We start from the raw sequence: 16,722 nt of genomic DNA, 5'->3' as shown, positions 1-16,722 counted from the left end.
GCCCGCGGACATAATGTCCGCGGGCTTTTGGCATTAACGCCGGGGCGCGTCGACTTACAGGGCGCTGGTCAGTTCGGGAACCACCTGGAACAGATCGCCAACCAGGCCATAATCGGCCACGCCGAAAATCGGCGCTTCGGCATCCTTGTTGATGGCGACGATGACCTTGGAGTCTTTCATGCCGGCCAGATGCTGGATGGCGCCGGAAATGCCGACGGCCACGTACAGTTGCGGCGCAACGATCTTGCCGGTCTGGCCGACCTGCCAATCGTTCGGCGCGTAGCCGGCGTCGACCGCGGCGCGCGAGGCGCCCAGGGCCGCGCCGAGCTTGTCGGCCAGCGGATCCAGGATCTTGAAGTTCTCGGCGCTGCCCAGGCCACGCCCGCCGGACACGACGACGCGGGCGCCGGCCAGTTCCGGACGGTCGCTCTTGGCGACTTCGCGGCCGACGAAGCTCGACAGGCCGGAATCGGCCACGGCGGCGACGTCTTCCACGGCGGCCGAGCCGCCCTGCGCGGCCACGGCGTCAAAGCCCGTGGTGCGCACGGTGATGACCTTGACCGGGTCGGCCGATTGCACGGTGGCGATGGCGTTGCCGGCGTAGATCGGGCGCTGGAAGGTGTCGGCGGATTCGACACCGATGATGTCGGAGATCTGGGCCACGTCGAGCTTGGCGGCCACGCGCGGGGCGACGTTCTTGCCCGAGGCGGTGGCCGGGAACAGGATGTGGCTGTAGCCCGAGGCCACGGCCAGCACCTGGGCGGCGACGTTCTCGGCCAGGCCGTCGGCCAGTTGCGGCGCGTCGGCCAGCAGCACCTTGGCCACGCCGGCCGCCTGCGCGGCCTGGTCGGCCACGGTGCGGGCATTGGCGCCGGCGACCAGCACGTGGACGTCGCCTCCGATCTTGGCGGCGGCGGCGACGGCGTTCAGGGTTGCGCCCTTGAGCTGGGCGTTATCGTGTTCGGCAATAACCAGCGTCGTCATCTCAAACCACCTTCGCTTCGTTCTTGAGTTTGTCCACCAGGGCCGCGACATCGGCCACCTTGATGCCGGCCTTGCGGGCGGGCGGCTCGCTGACCTTGAGCGTCTTCAGGCGCGGCGCCGGATCGACACCGAGTTCTTCCGGGGTGACGGTGTCCAGCGGCTTCTTCTTGGCCTTCATGATGTTCGGCAGCGTGACGTAGCGCGGCTCGTTCAGGCGCAGGTCGGTGGTGATAATGGCCGGCAGCTTGAGCGTCAGCGTTTCCAGGCCGCCGTCCACTTCACGCGTGACGGTGGCCTTGCCATCGGCCAGCTCGACCTTGCTGGCGAACGTGGCTTGCGGCCAGTCCAGCAGCGCGGCCAGCATCTGGCCGGTCTGGTTGGCGTCGTCGTCGATGGCCTGCTTGCCCAGGATCACCAGTTGCGGCTGTTCCTTGTCGACGAGGGCCTTGAGCAACTTGGCCACGGCCAGCGGTTGCAGTTCGGCGTCGGTCTGGACCAGCACGCCACGGTCGGCGCCGATGGCCATGGCGGTGCGCAGGGTTTCCTGGCATTGCGCAACGCCGCAAGAAACCGCCACGACCTCGGCCACGGCGCCCTTTTCCTTCAATCGGGTGGCTTCCTCGACGGCGATCTCGTCAAAGGGGTTCATCGACATCTTCACATTGGCGATATCCACGCCGGTCTGATCAGACTTGACGCGCACTTTGACGTTGTAGTCAACGACGCGCTTGACAGGTACCAACACCTTCATCCCGCTGCCTCCAAATGGAAATAAATTCCCGGCGGATCAACGACCCGCCGGGATCGCATTGCACAATTTTTTCCTGATTCTACAGCTTCGCCAGCGCCCGTATATGGGCCACGACGCTGCGCCCCAGGGCGGACAGGTTGTAACCGCCCTCGAGCGTGCTGACGATCCGCCCCTGGCAGTGGCGTTCGGCCACCTCCACGAGCTGCTCGGTGATCCATGCATAGTCGGCCTCCACCAGCCCCATTTGACCCATGTCGTCCTCGCGGTGGGCATCGAAACCGGCCGAAATCAGAATAAGTTCCGGGCGGTGCGCCTCCAGCCGCGGCAGCCAGGTGTCCGTGACGATGGCGCGGACGGCGGCGCCCGCCGTATAGGCGGCCACCGGCACGTTGACCATGTTGGCCGCCGGATGTTCGGTGCCGCTGTTGGGAAAGAAGGGATGCTGGAAAATGCTGCACATGAGCACCCGGTCGTCGCCGGCGAAGACATCCTCGGTGCCGTTGCCGTGGTGCACGTCGAAATCGACGATCGCCACCCGCGACAGGCCGTGGAAGTCCATGGCGTGGCGGGCCGCGATGGCCACGTTGTTCAGGAAGCAGAAGCCCATCGCCTGCGTGCGGCAGGCATGGTGCCCGGGCGGACGCACCGCACAAAAAGCCGTGCGGGCCTCGCCGCCGATCACCGCGTCGACCGCCGCCACCCCTGCGCCGGCAGCGTACAGCGCGGCCTCGTAGGTATGCGGATTCATCAGGGTATCGGGATCTATCGGGTAATACCCTTGCTCGGGCGTATGTCCGCGCAAATCGTCCAGATACTGGACAGTGTGCACCCGCAGCAAGTCATGGCGCGACGCCTGCGGCGCCTGCCGGTCATCCAGATAGGGCATCAGGCCGCTGGCAAGCAATTGGTCGGAAATGGCGTCCAGCCTCTGCGGGCTCTCCGGATGCCAACTGCCCATTTCATGCAAGCGGCATGCCGGGTGGGTAAGATACATGGTCTCCATAAGGAAGATTATGTTCACCTGTCGGCGATTACTGCAACTCGGCACCTTGTCGGCCCTCCTGGCCGGCTGTTCCACCACCGCTCCCACCGCCTCGAATCCCTCCGCCGTCCAGGCCCCCGCGGCCACCGCCGGCAACCCCGCCCCCATCCGCATCGGACCCGCGGCGCCGCCCCCCGGCCCCGAACTGGCGGACGACGGCCCGGCCGCCCTCACCCCCAGCGGCGTCCTGCGCCCCGAGGTGCGCAGCTTCGTCGAAAGCCTGGCCGTCGAACGCAATCTGCCGCTGCAGCCGATGGTCTCGGCGCTCGAAAGCACGCGCTACAACGCCACCGTGGCGCGCCTGATCGCGCCGTCACCGCCGGGGAAAAAGATCTGGCGCAGCTGGCTGACCTACCGCTCGCGCTTCGTCGAGCCCAAGCGCATCGGCTGGGGCGTGGAGTTCTACAACGAGCATCGCGACCAACTCAACCAGGCCGCGCAGCGCTTCGGCGTGCCGGCCCCCATCATCGCCTCGATCATCGGCGTTGAAACGCTCTATGGCCGCAACATGGGCAATTTCCGCGTGCTGGACGCGCTGACCACGCTGGCCTTCGATTATCCGGACCCGGCCAAGCCCGAGCGCGCCACCATGTTCCGAGGCCAACTGGCCGACTTCCTGACGCTGGCCATGACCGGCAAGCTCGACCTCGAAACGCGTGGCTCCTACGCCGGCGCCATCGGCATGCCGCAATTCATGCCCACCAGCATCAAACACTACGCGGTGGACGGCGACGGCAGCGGCCATATCGACCTGACCAACAACACCCGCGACGCCATCATGTCGGTCGGCAGCTTCCTGTCGCAGCACGGCTGGCAACGCGGACTGCCGGTATTCGCGCCGGTGACGTTGCCGGCCGATCCCACCGCGCTGGTGGACGGCGGCCTGGAACCCAAGCAGACCTGGGGCACCCTGACCGCGGCCGGCGCGCGCCTGCAGCCCGGCGCCTCGGCCAACGGCTGGGGCAGCCAGCCCATGGGCGTGGTCGATCTGGTGGAAGAAGCCCGCGGCACCGCGCAATACCGCGTCGGCACGCCCAACTTCTTCGCGCTGACGAAGTACAACCGCAGCTACTTCTACGCCACTGCCGTGGCAGATCTGGCCAGCGAAATCGAGGCGCGCGTCGGCCGCTGAGGGGCCGGTGCCCGCCGCGCCCGCGCCGCCGCAGGCTTCAGACCGTGGCCACCGGCGTGGCGGGCGAACCCACCGCGCCCGGCAGGTTCAGCGGCGGCGCGGTCAAGAGGAAGCGGCTGCGGCCGTTGGCGGTCAGCCAGCGGGCCAGCGCGCCCAGATACCACATCTCGCCGATCGGCAGGCCGAGCTTGAAGATGCAGTGGTGGTGCAGCGGCAAAGCCGCGCAGCACGCGTTCGGCTTCTGCGTCGGGTAGATCTCCAGCGCGTGGTTGTCCGACGCCATGGCGGCCACCTTGGAATCGGTGATCCACTGCAGCAGCTTCTCGTCGCTGCCATCCAGCCCGGCGCAGATCTCGTGCAGGGTGTGGTGGTCCGGCTGGCGCTGCTTTTCCAGCAGCGCATCGCCGAATTCGGTATGGAACAGCACGATATCGCCCTGCTCGATCTCGATGCCATCGGCCTCGATGATGCGCATCAGATCGTCGTAGCCCACCGACTTCTGCTCGCGGCCATAATGCCGGGCCAGGTCCACCATGACGCCACGGCTCTGCAGGCAGGATTCAGCCAGGTGGGTGATGTCCAGTTTCTTGGCATGGGAGGCGCCGCCACGCCCCAGGTCGGTCTTGGCGAAGCCATTGTCGACGTCGTAGTCCACCGGGCCGACCACGTGTTCGTTGGGACGGTAGCCGTTGTAGTAGACGCGCTCGGGCAGGCCATCGCCATTGGCGTCGAACAAGGCGCCCACGTGCGCCAGCGAATCCCACTGGGTCGAGTACTGCAGGCTCATCTCGACGATGTCGTCGCTCAGCACATCGACGCATCCCGGACGCAGGCGGCCCAGCGGAAAGTTCAGGTACTGGTCGCCGTCGCGCTCGGTCGGCCGCAGCTTGGGCGGATGGCGGCGCACATTGACGCCGTTGCCGCCGGGATAGTCCAGCGGCAGCGACAGACAGAAGCTCAGGCCCTCGCGGACTTCCTGGATTCCCTTCATCACGTTCGCGGGAGTGATGTAATTCAGGCAACCCCGTTGGTCATCAGGGCCGAAGTCTCCCCAGTTCGATCCCTCGGGACGGTTCTTCCATCTCATGTGGCGCGGCTCCTTGGCCATGAACTAAGAATTTGACACAAATTTATCACATATAGGATAATAACATCATGGATGTGAAAACAGCCGCACGAGTCCTGGATGTTCTGAACCTCTTCGCCGAGGCGCAGAAGCCATTGCTGTACAGCGAGATCGCCGCGCAGATGGAGATTCCGCTGTCCAGTTGCCATGGTCTGCTCAAGACCATGGTGGCGCGCGGCTATCTGTACGAGATCGGCAAGAAGCACGGCTACTACCCGACGCAGAAGCTGATCCACGTCGCCACCCTGATCTGTCGCAGCGATCCGCTGAACGCCGTGATCGAACCGGTGCTGGCGCGGGTGCGCGACATCACCGGCGAGACCGCCCTGCTGGCCAAGCTTGCAGACGACAAGGTCGTGTACCTGATCGTCGCCGAGTCCAAGCAGACCATCCGCTTCTCGCATCAGCCCGGCGGATTCAAGGCGGTGCACGCCACCAGCTCGGGCAAGGCCCTGCTTTCGGTGCTGTCCGAGGACGAGCGCCAGAAATGGTTCAAGACCTATCCCGGCTTCGCCTCGTACACCGAAACCACCCTGACCAGCCAGGCCGCGTTCGAGCGCGACCTGCAGGCCGGCATCCAGCGCGGCTGGCAACGTTCCCTGGGCGAAAACGTCGAGGACGTGATGTCCATCTCGCTCGGGTTCCGCGCCTATGAACAACCCTTCGCCATCGTGGTGGCCGGCCCCCTGGGGCGCATGCAGAAGAACGAAGCCACCACTGGCCAGCAACTGAAAGAGGTCAAGGCGCTGCTGTACGCGGCCCTGCCCTCGGCCAACCTCACCTTTGTAGGAGAAGACAGCAGATGAACAAGCGCACTTTGCTCGCCGCGGCATGCTCGGCGATCGCCATAGGGGCCCTGCCGCTGGCTGGCGCACAGGCGCAGGACGCCTATCCCGACAAGCCGATCCGCGTAATCATGCCGTGGGCCGCGGGTGGCCCGACCGACGTGGTGGGCCGCGTGATCGCGGTGCGCATGGGTGAAATCCTGGGCCAGCCGCTGGTGATCGAAAGCCGTCCCGGCGCCAGCGGCACCATCGGCGCCGCCCAGGTCGCGCGCGCGCCGGCCGATGGCTACACCGTGCTGATGAACCCGTCGGTGCAGGGCATCTACCCCGCCCAGTTCAAGAGCCTGACTTTCGACCCGATCAAGGATTTCCGCATGGTCGGCGTGCTGGGCACGGTGCCGATGGTGGCCGTGGTGCCGCCCGACTCCAAGTTCAAGACCTTCGGCGAGCTGATCGCGCAGGCCAAGGCCCAGCCGGGTTCGCTCAGTTTTGCCTCGCCCGGCGTGGCCACGCTGCCGCACCTGGCCGGTGAGCTGATCAACACCACCACCAAGGCCTCCATCTCGCACGTCGGCTACCGCGGCAGCAGCCCGGCCCTGACCGACGTCGCCGGCGGCCACGTCGACCTGATGTACGCACCGCTGGCGCCCGCCCTGCCCCTGATCCAGAGCGGCAAGGTGCGCCCGATCGCCGTCACCACCAAGACCCGCCTGGCCGAGCTGCCCGACGTCCCGACCATCGCCGAGAATGGCCTGCCCGGCTTCGACATCGTCACCTGGTACGGCATGTGGGTGCCCAAGGACACGCCCGAACCCATCATCGCCAAGCTCAACAAGGCCATGATCGAGGCGTCGCAATCGCCCAAGGTGGTCGAGGCGCTGAAATCGCAAGGCACCCTGCCCAGCACCATGAGCTACCAGGAAGCCGAAGCCTTCAACCTGGCCGAAAGCGCACGCTGGATCAAGGTGATGAAGGACGCCAACATCCAGCCCGAATAAGGACTGGACGGGCGCGGCGCCGCGCGATCGGGCCCGCAACGCAAACGCCCCACGCTCCGGATGGCATCCGGGACGTGGGGCGTTTTTCCTGGGGCGAAGCGGCCCCGTGCAAGGCGTCAGTTGTTGAAGACGCCCGTGGACAGGTAGCGGTCGCCGCGGTCGCAGACGATGAAGACGATGGTCGCGTCGTTCACGCGCTCGGCCACGCGCAGGGCGGCGACCAGCGCGCCGGCCGACGAAATGCCGCCGAAGATGCCCTCTTCAGCCGCCAGGCGGCGCGCCATGGCTTCGGCCTCGGCCTGCTCGATGGACTCGTAGGCGTCCACGCGGCTGCGGTCGAAGATCTTGGGCAGGTAGGCTTCCGGCCATTTGCGGATGCCGGGAATCGATGACCCCTCGGCCGGTTGCGCGCCCACCACCTGCACCGCCGGATTACGCGACTTCAGATAGGTGGACACGCCCATGATGGTGCCGGTCGTGCCCATGGCGCTGACGAAGTGCGTGACGCGGCCGTCGGTCTGGGTCCAGATTTCCGGGCCGGTCGTCTCGACGTGGGCGCGCGGATTATCCGGATTGGCGAACTGGTCCAGCACCACGCCGCGCCCATCGGCCTGCATTTCCGTGGCCAGGTCGCGGGCGTATTCCATGCCGCCCTTGTCGGCCGGCGTCAGGATCAGCTCGGCGCCATAGGCCGTCATGGCGGCGCGGCGCTCCACCGACAGGTTGTCGGGCATGATAAGGATCATGCGGTAGCCGCGCATGGCGGCGGCCATGGCCAGCGCGATACCCGTGTTGCCGCTGGTCGCCTCGATCAGCGTGTCGCCCGGCTTGATGTCGCCGCGCTCCTCGGCATGCTTGATCATGGAGAGCGCCGGCCGGTCCTTCACCGAGCCGGCCGGATTGTTGCCTTCCAGCTTGGCCAGGATAACGTTGCCGCGCGCCGCGCCTGCGGCGCCGGGAATGCGCTGCAGGCGCACCAACGGCGTGTTGCCGACGGTCTGCTCGATAGTGGGATAGGTAGTAGTCATGGGGCCGATGATAACCCCGCCCGGCGCGGCGCGTCGCCAAAAGCCGCGCTCGCGCCAGGGGTTCCGTGCCTGGCGGCGCCAGCCCCGCCAGGCGCCGGGCAAGGCCCGAATCCGCCCCGGCCATGGCGGCGGACATGGCAACGCAGGCAGGCCGAGGCGGCGCCGGTCAAGGCCGGGTTGGCGCGGCGGGCTTGCCCGCCTGGGCCGCGCCGGGCCTGGCCCCGACACCCGCGGGGGCGCCCTTGGCGGCGCCCGCCCCTGCCGCGGACCGGGCCGACGCCGGGACCGCCGGTTTCGCGCCCGCGCCCTTCGGCTCGGCGCCGGCCGCGCCAACCGTCAGGCCGGCGGCCCCCAGGGCCTCCGCCTTCTTCTGGCTGATGCCGCGTACCCGGTCGGCCAGGTCCTGCAGCGATTCATACTTGCCGGCGCGGTCGCGTTCGCTGACGATGATCTGCGCCGTGCGCGGCCCGATGCCGCGGATGCCCTCGAGCTGCTGCACGGTGGCATCGTTCAGGTCCAGCGCCTGCGCCGGCGCGTGCGCCACGCCGACGACCAGCAGGGCCGCACCCAGCGCCTGGCGCAACACCGGCGCACCGCGCCGCGCGGCGACGGGTCGTTGACGGCGCCACGGCAGCGCGGGCAGGCGGCGGGCAACGGTGGAATGGAGGAAGGGATTCATGGACAGGTCTCCGGAAAAGGCGTGGCGCAACGGTTGCCGCGCCACCTCCGGATCATGGCCCGCGCGCCGCGCCCGGCGGTTGCGCTGTGCATGGATTGATCCACCTCGGCAACTGCGTAGGCCAAAAAAAGCCGCCTCGGAAGGCGGCTCTGTTTCAAGTCGGCACGGCCACAGGCCGGCGGCGGCCGTATCGGCCTACTTGCGCGCGCGCCAGTAGCGCACGTACTCGGCCACGCCGGTCTGCACGTCGCGCATGGGGGCGGTAAAGCCCGCCGCGCGCAGGCGGCTGACGTCGGCCTGGGTGTAGCTCTGGTAACGGCCCTTGAGGTCATCGGGGAACGGGATGTAACGAATCAGGTCCAGCTCGACCAACTGGGCCAGCGTCAACTGCGCCTCGCCGCGTTCGGCGCGCAGCGTATTCACCACCGCCGCGGCGACGTCGTTGAACGGCTGGGCCCGGCCCGTGCCGCAATTGAACACGCCCGACTGCTCCGGATGGTCCAGGAAGTGCAGATTGACCGCCACCACGTCCTCGACCGAGATGAAGTCGCGGCTCTGGCCGCCGTCCACATAGCCGTCCCAGCCGGCGAACAGGCGCACGTGGCCGTGTTCCAGGAACTGGTTCATGTTGTGGAAGGCCACCGAGGCCATGCGGCCCTTGTGCTGCTCGTGCGGACCGTAGACGTTGAAGTAGCGCAAGCCGACAACCTGGGCGGTCAGGGAGTCCATGCGCTTGCGCAGCACCTGGTCGAACAGCAGTTTGGAATAGCCGTAGACATTCAGAGGGCCTTCGTTGGCCGGATCTTCCACGTAGATCGACGAACCGCCGTAGACAGCGGCCGACGAGGCATACAGGAAAGGAATGCGGCGCGCCTGACAGAATTCGAACAATTCCAGCGTGACGCGGTAGTTGTTGTCGAGCATGTAGCGGCCGTTGCGCTCGGTGGTGTCCGAGCAGGCGCCCTGATGCAGAACGGCGCGGATCTGCGGCAGGCTGCCATCGGCGACGCGGCGGCGAAAGTCGTCCTTGTCCAGGTAGTCGGCGATCTTGCAGTCCACGAGATTGACGAACTTGTCGCCCTCGGTCAGGTCATCGACCGCGATGATGTCTTCGATGCCACGACGATTGAGGCCGCGAACCAGGTTGCTGCCAATGAAGCCCGCGGCTCCGGTAACGACGATCATGAGAGTTCTCCTGCCAGTTCGGCGGCGGTGACGACGGACGTGCCCAGCTTGCCCACGGCGATGCCGCCGGCCCGGTTGGCCCAGCCCATGGCATCCGCCCACGGCAGGCCGATGGCGCGCGAGACGGCCAGCGTCGCCAGCACGGTATCGCCCGCGCCGGACACATCGAACACCTCATGCGCCTGCGCGTCGATGTGCTCGCGGCCCGTGTCGGTAAACAAAGTCATGCCCTGCTCGGAACGCGTCACCAGCAAGGCTTCCAGGTCCAGATCGGCGCGCAGGCGTTGCGCCCGATCGGTCAGTTCGGATTCGGAATTCCAGCGGCCGACGGCCTGCTGCATTTCGGAACGGTTGGGCGTGACCAGCGTGGCGCCGCGATAGCGCGAATAGTCATCGCCCTTGGGATCGACCAGCACCGGGATGCCGGCGCTGCGGGCCAGCGCGATCAGCGACTCGACCCGCGTCAGCACGCCCTTGGCGTAATCCGACAGCACCACGATGTCGTGGTTGGCCAGGTGGCGCGCCAGCGCGGCGTCGATGCTGTCGAGCGCTTCCTGCGCCGGATGCTGCTCGAAGTCGACGCGCAGCAACTGCTGCTGGCGGCCCAGCACGCGCATCTTCAGCGTGGTGTGCAGGCTCAGGTCGGTGATCAGGTCGGCCTGGATGCCGGCCTCGGCGGCCAGGCGGCGCACGCTGTCGCCGGCCTCGTCCTCGCCCAGCACGCCCACCAGCGTGACATGGCCGCCCAGCGCGGCGACGTTGCGCGCCACGTTGGCGGCGCCGCCCAGGCGGTCCTCGCGGCGCGCGACGCGCACCACCGGCACCGGCGCCTCGGGCGAAATACGCTCCACCTCGCCAAACCAGTAACGGTCCAGCATGACATCGCCCACCACGAGCACGCGGCTATGCGAAATGGATTCGGCGGGAAATTGGCTCATTCAAGTTCTTCCAGACGACGCGGCGCGTAGGTTTCCCAGGCATTGCAGCCAGGACATTGCCAGTAGAAACGGCGCGCTTGAAAACCGCAGCTCCGGCACGCGTAGCGGTCCAGTCGTTGCGTATGCTTGTGGATCAGGCTGCGCAGCAGCGTGAGGTCGGCCCCGGGCACGGGGCCCTGTTCGGTGGCGCCTTCCGCGTTGGCCAGTTCGGCCTCCAGCAGCCGGTCCAGGCCGAGCAGCGAGGGATGGCTGCGCAGCGCGCCGCGGGCGAACGCCCAGGCCGGCGCCGAGCCTTGCTGCACGCGCAGCTCGCGGAACACGACATTGAACAGGTCGAGCGAGGCATGGCGGGCGTACTGGCGCTGCAGCAACTCCAGCCCGGCCTCGGCCTGGCCCGCGGCGCGGTAGTTGGCCAGCAACTGCTCGGCCACCAGGCCGGCGTACTCGGGGGCGTCGGTCATGACCGACTCCAGGTACAGGCGCTCGCGCTTGGGATCCTGCTCGATCAGCGCCAGGCGCGCGCGCAGCATCGCGGTGCGCACCATGGCGCCCTTGCTCGACATGCCGGCATCTGCGGTCGACAGGGCGTGATCGGCGGCATCCAGGGCGGCGTGCGCGGCATCGACATTGGGCGGCTTGGCGGCCAGTGCGGTCGCGGCCTGCTCGCAGTAGTAATGCACGATCTGCGGCACCGGCTCGTCGACCAGGCCATGCAGCGTCTTGACGGCCTCGATGGCGCGCGGCCAGTCGTGCTCGGATTCGTAGATGCGGATCAGCGAGCGCAGCGCCGGCAAGGCATAGCGGGTGTCCTTGAGCTGCTCGAAGCCGCTTTCGGCGCGGTCGAGCATGCCGGCCTTGAGGAAATCCTGCGCCAGTTCATGCTGGGCGTGCTCGCGCTCGGCGGCGGGCAGGTCGGAACGGTTCAGCAGGCTCTGGTGCACGCGGATGGCGCGCTCCATTTCACCGCGGCGGCGGAACAGGCTGCCCAGCGCGAAGTGCAGTTCGGTCGTCTCGGGATCGAGCTTGGCCACCTCGACGAACGCGTCGATGGCGCGGTCGGGCTGCTCATTGAGCAGGAAGTTCAGGCCCCGGAAATACGAATCGGGCAGGCTGCGGGTCTCCCGCAGCATCTGCCGGATGTCGAAGCGCGCGGCCAACCAGCCCAGCGCGAACAACACCGGCACGAATATCAACCACCAAGGTTCAAAATCCACTATGCGGGCTCTTGCGTAGATTCAATGCGGAAAAGAAAGGCCTGCGGACAGCGCGGCGCCGTCACAGCGGCGACATGGGCGCGACGGCTTCCGGCGGCACGGCCGGCGTGGTGCCGGCCACCGCGGCCTGCACGCGGTCGAGTTCGCGGCGCAGGCGGATGGCCTCGCGGCGACGGCGCATGGCGGCGGGCACGGTCAGCAGCAGGCCGAACAGGGCGCCGACCACGAACACCACCAGCATGACGACGATCAGCGGCACATCCTGCACCACGTAATCGGCATAGAACTTCACGGCGACGGGATCGGTGTTCTTCAACGCGAACATCAATACCGCCACGAACACGAGCAATCGCAGGGCCCAGACAAGGTAGCGCATGACGCATGCTCCTAAGAATTCGAGAGGGTCAATTGTAAGCGACCTCCACACCTCGTGTATCGACCATCAAAGGCGCGCCTTCGATGGTCGCCAAGCCTGCTGGCGGGAAGCCCAAAAACAAAGCCCCTTGATTGCTCAAGGGGCTTTGCTCGCGGTCCGATCCGCCCGAAGGCGGCCTGCTGGCCGTGCCGTCAATGCATGGCGTGCAAGCCAGCCATGGACGGCATCGGTTCGCTCGATCCAGAGGATTGAGCGTCCTCGTCGTTGCCGCCGACCAAGTCCACCCGCTCGCGCAATTCCTTGCCCGCCTTGAAATGCGGCACCTGTTTACCAGGCACCAGCACTTGTTCGCCGGATTTCGGGTTGCGGCCGATGCGGGGAGACCGCTGCGACAGCGAGAAGCTGCCAAAACCGCGGATTTCGATGCGTTGGCCCGAGGCCAGGGCCTGGGTCATCGCATCGAGCACGGTCTTGACCGCGTAATCGGTGTCGCGGGCGGCCAGCTGAGGATAGCGGGCCGCCAAGGCGGCGATCAGCTCCGACTTGGTCACGAATTAACCGTCGTTGCGCTGTTGGTCCAGCTTGGCCTTCAGCAGCGCGCCGAGGTTGGTGGTGCCGGACGAAGCGCTGGCGTCGGACATGCGCTGGATCGTTTCGGCGGTTTCGGCGTTGTCGCGGGCCTTGATCGACAGTTGGATCGAACGCGTCTTGCGGTCGATGTTGACGATCATGGCTTCGATGTTCTCGCCGGCGGTCAGCACGGTGGTGGCATCTTCGACGCGGCCCGAGGAGATCTCGGAAGCGCGCAGGTAGCCTTCGACGTCCACGGACAACGTCACGACGGCGCCCTTGGCTTCGACCGACTTGATGGTGCCCGGAACCACGGCGCCCTTGTCGAACGTGGCAACGAAGTTGTTGAAGGGGTCGCCTTCCAGCTGCTTGATGCCCAGCGAGATGCGTTCCTTGTCGGTATCGATGCCCAGGACCACGGCTTCGATCTCGTCGCCCTTCTTGAAGTTGCGCACGGCTTCTTCGCCGGTTTCCGTCCACGACAGGTCGGACAGGTGAACCAGGCCATCGATGCCGCCGGGCAGGCCGACGAACACGCCGAAGTCGGTGATCGACTTGATGGCGCCGCGGACCTTGTCACCACGCTTGAAGTTGGTGGCGAACTCTTCCCACGGGTTCTGGCGGCACTGCTTCATGCCCAGCGAGATGCGACGACGGTCTTCGTCGATTTCCAGGACCATGACTTCGACTTCTTCGCCCAGGGTCACGACCTTGCGCGGATCGACGTTCTTGTTGGTCCAGTCCATTTCGGAGACGTGCACCAGGCCTTCGATGCCGGCTTCGACTTCAACGAACGCGCCGTAGTCGGTCAGGTTGGTGACCTTGCCGAACAGGCGGGTGCCTTGCGGGTAGCGGCGAGCCAGGCCCACCCACGGATCTTCGCCCAGTTGCTTGACGCCCAGCGAGACGCGGCTCTTTTCCTGGTCGAACTTGAGGACCTTGGCTTCGACTTCCTGACCCACTTGCAGGACTTCGGACGGGTGACGCACACGGCGCCAGGCCATGTCGGTGATGTGCAGCAGGCCGTCGATGCCGCCCAGGTCCACGAACGCGCCGTAGTCGGTGATGTTCTTGACCACGCCCTTGACCACCGCGCCTTCGTGCAGGGTTTCGAGCAGCTTCTGGCGCTCTTCGCCCATGCTGGCTTCCAGCACCTGGCGACGCGACAGCACGACGTTGTTGCGCTTGCGGTCGAGCTTGATGACCTTGAATTCGAGGGTCTTGCCTTCGTACGGGGTGGTGTCCTTGACCGGACGCAGGTCCACCAGCGAACCCGGCAGGAACGCGCGGATGCCGTTGGTCATGACGGTCAGGCCGCCCTTGACCTTGCCGGTGATGGTGCCGGTGACCAGCTCGCCGTTTTCCAGGGCCTTTTCCAGTTGCAGCCAGGCCGACAGGCGCTTGGCGCGGTCACGCGACAGGATGGTGTCGCCGTAGCCGTTTTCCAGGGAATCGATGGCCACCGAGACGAAATCGCCGGGTTGCACTTCGAGCTCGCCCTGGTCATTCAGGAACTCTTCCAGGGGGATCAGCGCTTCGGACTTCAGGCCGGCGTTGACGACGACGAAGTTGTGGTCGACGCGCACGACTTCGGCGCTGATGACCTCGCCGGACTTCATGTCCTGGCTCTTGAGGCTCTGGGCGAAAAGGTCGGCGAAGCTTTCGCCGCCGGTGGCGGTAGTGGAAACGGAAGACATGGGGTTGAAATCCATTGGGCCGAAATGGCCGTTAAAAACACACCGCAGCGGATTGCCCGCCACAGTGGAGTCAAAATACCTGCCTGCCGGTTTGCCCTTGCGGGGTGTCCCGTGGGGGTGTCGCCTGGCCAGGACAGGGCCGATAAAAAAAACGATTGGCGGGGGGCTGCCCGATCAGTCGATCGGGCGGGCCTGCCAGAGATCCAGTATTGCCTGCACGGTTTCCGCAATCGTCAGATTCGACGAATCCAGCACGTGTGCATCCGCTGCGGGAGCCAGTGGCGCCGTGGCGCGTTGCGTGTCGCGGGCATCCCGCTCTCGCATGTCCCGCAAAAGGTCATCTAGATTAGCAGAAATTCCCTTTTCGATCAACTGCTTACGCCGCCGCTCAGCCCGTGCGACCACGTCGGCCACCAGGAACACCTTCAGGGACGCATCAGGGAACACCACCGTGCCCATGTCGCGGCCGTCCGCCACCAGCCCGGGAGGCAGGCGAAAGGCGCGCTGGCGCTCGAGCAGTGCCTGCCGCACGCCGGGGAACGCGGCCACGCGCGAAGCGAAATTGCCAACAGCCTCGCGGCGGATCTCATGGCCGACATCGGCGCCTTCCAGGTAGACATGAGGGCCGTCGAAACGCACGTCCAGCGTCTCGGCCACGCGGGCCACGGCGGGCTCGTCGGCCGCGTCGACGCCCCGGTTGATCGCAGCCAGGGCGGTCAGCCGGTAGAGCGCGCCGCTGTCGAGCACCGCCCAGCCCAGCGCCTTGGCGACGCGGTGGGCAACGGTGCCCTTGCCCGAGGCGGTCGGGCCGTCGATGGTGATGACGGGAGCAGCGGAAGTCACGATCGGATCAGTCGAAGTCATGTAGGGAAAATGGGCCGGAGCCCGTGGTCGCTACGCCGACACCAGGCCGGCGTAGACATCAAAGTAACCCGGGAACGTCTTGCTGACGCAACCCGGATCCAGAATGCGCACCGCCGCCGGGCCGAACGCGGCCAGCGAAAAGCACATCGCCATGCGGTGGTCGTCCCAGGTGCCGATGTGCGCATCGCGCCAGCCCCCCTCGGCGGGTGGCATCACGCTCAGCCAATCCGGCCCCGATTCCACCCGTGCGCCCAGCTTTTCCAGCTCGGTCTGCATGGCGTGAATGCGGTCGGTTTCCTTGACGCGCCAACTGCCGATGTTGCGCAGGCGGCAGGGGCCATCGGCGTACAGCGCCAGCGCGGCGGCCGTCATGGCGGCGTCGGGAATCAGGTTGAAATCGGTGTCAAAGGCCTTCAGGCGACCGCCCTCGGCCACGCGCACGCCGGTCACTTCGATCCAGCCGTCGCCGTAGGTCACGCTGGCGCCCATGGCCGCCAGCGTATCGGCGAATTTGACGTCGCCCTGGATGCTGTCGGCGCCCACGCCGGTCACCCGCAGCGGACCGCCGCCGATGGCGCCCAGCGCCAGGAAATACGACGCGGTGGAGGCATCGCCCTCGACCGCGATCCGGCCCGGGCTGCGGTAGCGGGCGCCGCCGGCGATGGTGAAGCGGCTCCAGCCGTCGCGCTGCACGGTCACGCCGAAACGCGCCATGAGGTTCAGGGTGATCTCGATGTAGGGCTTGGAGATCAGTTCGCCCAGCACCTCTATCACCACCGGCTGGCCGCTCTGGCCGGCCTGCAGCGGCGCGGCCATCAGCAAGGCGGTCAGGAACTGGCTGGAGACCGAACCCTGCACCTGCGTCACGGCCGGCGTCGCGATCTCGCCGCGGCCGATATGCAGCGGCGGGTAGCCAGGCTGCCCCAGGTAGTCGATGCGGGCGCCGAGCGCCTTGAGCGCATCGACCAGGTCGCCGATGGGACGCTCGTGCATACGCGGCACGCCGGACAGGCGGTAGTCGCCGCCCATCAGCGCCAAGGCCGCCGTCAGCGGCCGGATGGCGGTGCCGGCGTTGCCCATGAACAGGTCGGCGCTGTCGACCGGAAAGCGGCTCACGCCGCGCACGGTGACGCGGCCCTCGGCCAGCTCGGACACCGCCACGCCCAACTGCCGCAGGGCAGCCAGCATCACGCGGGTGTCATCCGAATCCAGCAGCCCCGTGATGGCGGTCTCGCCCTCGGCGATGGCTGCCAGCAGCAACACGCGGTTGGAAATGCTTTTGGAGCCGGGCAAGGCCATGACGCCCTGCGCGCGCCGCACGCGCGGCAGATCCAGGAAAGGCAACGCGCCCAT

At 66.9% G+C, this 16,722-nt stretch carries 17 protein-coding genes; 3 read left to right on the top strand and 14 right to left on the bottom strand.

Translation table 11 applies throughout. The features are described 5' to 3' along the window. Nucleotides 1-54: 54 nt before the first annotated feature. The 3 genes from ACUDCK_RS07225 to ACUDCK_RS07215 all read right to left on the bottom strand — a co-directional run bounded on the left by ACUDCK_RS07225 (nt 55) and on the right by ACUDCK_RS07215 (nt 2,738). Nucleotides 55-984, bottom strand: coding sequence for an electron transfer flavoprotein subunit alpha/FixB family protein (locus tag ACUDCK_RS07225; RefSeq protein ID WP_175167619.1), 930 nt, complete (start codon nt 982-984; stop codon nt 55-57). A gap of 1 nt (nt 985) precedes the next feature. Further along, nucleotides 986-1,735, bottom strand: coding sequence for an electron transfer flavoprotein subunit beta/FixA family protein (locus tag ACUDCK_RS07220; protein ID WP_175167618.1), 750 nt, complete (start codon nt 1,733-1,735; stop codon nt 986-988). A 79-nt stretch (nt 1,736-1,814) separates the two neighbouring features. Further along, nucleotides 1,815-2,738 carry a histone deacetylase family protein gene (locus tag ACUDCK_RS07215; protein ID WP_082401859.1) on the bottom strand — a complete coding sequence of 308 codons (924 nt, stop codon included), beginning with the start codon at nt 2,736-2,738 and terminating at the stop codon, nt 1,815-1,817. 10 nt (nt 2,739-2,748) lie between these two features. Here ACUDCK_RS07215 and mltB point away from each other — a divergent pair, with 10 nt between their 5' ends. Next, nucleotides 2,749-3,909: a lytic murein transglycosylase B gene (mltB, locus tag ACUDCK_RS07210; RefSeq protein WP_144655004.1), complete on the top strand. Its 1,161-nt coding sequence runs from the start codon at nt 2,749-2,751 to the stop codon at nt 3,907-3,909. A 37-nt stretch (nt 3,910-3,946) separates the two neighbouring features. Here mltB and ACUDCK_RS07205 read toward each other — a convergent pair whose 3' ends face one another. Then, complete coding sequence (locus ACUDCK_RS07205; protein ID WP_054501939.1) at nt 3,947-4,996, bottom strand: cyclase family protein; 1,050 nt, start codon at nt 4,994-4,996, stop codon at nt 3,947-3,949. A gap of 68 nt (nt 4,997-5,064) precedes the next feature. Here ACUDCK_RS07205 and ACUDCK_RS07200 point away from each other — a divergent pair, with 68 nt between their 5' ends. Both ACUDCK_RS07200 and ACUDCK_RS07195 read left to right on the top strand, forming a co-directional pair. After that, nucleotides 5,065-5,841 carry an IclR family transcriptional regulator gene (locus ACUDCK_RS07200; RefSeq protein ID WP_054501449.1) on the top strand — a complete coding sequence of 259 codons (777 nt, stop codon included), beginning with the start codon at nt 5,065-5,067 and terminating at the stop codon, nt 5,839-5,841. Continuing rightward, nucleotides 5,838-6,818, top strand: a complete 981-nt coding sequence (locus tag ACUDCK_RS07195; RefSeq protein WP_064527124.1) for a Bug family tripartite tricarboxylate transporter substrate binding protein — start codon at nt 5,838-5,840, stop codon at nt 6,816-6,818. The genes ACUDCK_RS07200 and ACUDCK_RS07195 overlap by 4 nt, the downstream gene beginning before the upstream one ends. A gap of 116 nt (nt 6,819-6,934) precedes the next feature. On the opposite strand, the gene cysM is transcribed toward ACUDCK_RS07195, so the two are convergent. From cysM to aroA, 10 genes are all read right to left on the bottom strand, one after another. Continuing rightward, a complete protein-coding gene (cysM, locus tag ACUDCK_RS07190) occupies nt 6,935-7,846 on the bottom strand; it encodes a cysteine synthase CysM (RefSeq protein ID WP_054501451.1) in 912 nt (303 codons plus the stop codon). 166 nt (nt 7,847-8,012) lie between these two features. Next, nucleotides 8,013-8,525, bottom strand: a complete 513-nt coding sequence (locus ACUDCK_RS07185; RefSeq protein WP_054501452.1) for a ComEA family DNA-binding protein — start codon at nt 8,523-8,525, stop codon at nt 8,013-8,015. A 195-nt stretch (nt 8,526-8,720) separates the two neighbouring features. Then, nucleotides 8,721-9,710, bottom strand: a complete 990-nt coding sequence (gene rfaD / locus ACUDCK_RS07180) for an ADP-glyceromanno-heptose 6-epimerase (protein ID WP_116792628.1) — start codon at nt 9,708-9,710, stop codon at nt 8,721-8,723. After that, complete coding sequence (gene rfaE1 / locus ACUDCK_RS07175; protein ID WP_054501454.1) at nt 9,707-10,648, bottom strand: D-glycero-beta-D-manno-heptose-7-phosphate kinase; 942 nt, start codon at nt 10,646-10,648, stop codon at nt 9,707-9,709. The genes rfaD and rfaE1 overlap by 4 nt, the downstream gene beginning before the upstream one ends. Then, complete coding sequence (lapB, locus tag ACUDCK_RS07170) at nt 10,645-11,862, bottom strand: lipopolysaccharide assembly protein LapB (protein WP_054501455.1); 1,218 nt, start codon at nt 11,860-11,862, stop codon at nt 10,645-10,647. Before lapB ends, rfaE1 begins: the two co-directional genes overlap by 4 nt. A gap of 61 nt (nt 11,863-11,923) precedes the next feature. Further along, nucleotides 11,924-12,238 carry a lipopolysaccharide assembly protein LapA domain-containing protein gene (locus ACUDCK_RS07165; protein ID WP_049072347.1) on the bottom strand — a complete coding sequence of 105 codons (315 nt, stop codon included), beginning with the start codon at nt 12,236-12,238 and terminating at the stop codon, nt 11,924-11,926. A gap of 191 nt (nt 12,239-12,429) precedes the next feature. After that, nucleotides 12,430-12,789 carry an integration host factor subunit beta gene (locus ACUDCK_RS07160; protein ID WP_006388263.1) on the bottom strand — a complete coding sequence of 120 codons (360 nt, stop codon included), beginning with the start codon at nt 12,787-12,789 and terminating at the stop codon, nt 12,430-12,432. Nucleotides 12,790-12,792: 3 nt separating this feature from the next. Then, complete coding sequence (gene rpsA, locus ACUDCK_RS07155) at nt 12,793-14,505, bottom strand: 30S ribosomal protein S1 (RefSeq protein ID WP_026382780.1); 1,713 nt, start codon at nt 14,503-14,505, stop codon at nt 12,793-12,795. Between the two features lie 174 nt (nt 14,506-14,679). Beyond that, nucleotides 14,680-15,369 (bottom strand): (d)CMP kinase, encoded by a 690-nt coding sequence (cmk, locus tag ACUDCK_RS07150; protein WP_175167617.1) that lies wholly within the window; start codon nt 15,367-15,369, stop codon nt 14,680-14,682. Nucleotides 15,370-15,399: 30 nt separating this feature from the next. Beyond that, nucleotides 15,400-16,722 carry a 3-phosphoshikimate 1-carboxyvinyltransferase gene (gene aroA, locus ACUDCK_RS07145; protein ID WP_175142216.1) on the bottom strand — a complete coding sequence of 441 codons (1,323 nt, stop codon included), beginning with the start codon at nt 16,720-16,722 and terminating at the stop codon, nt 15,400-15,402.

This window comes from Achromobacter sp. CF-sbj1-Ac2-l, from assembly GCF_052698165.1.
The sequence above is the reverse complement of the archived record's forward strand: the minus strand, read 5'-3'. Positions and strand labels throughout refer to the sequence as shown.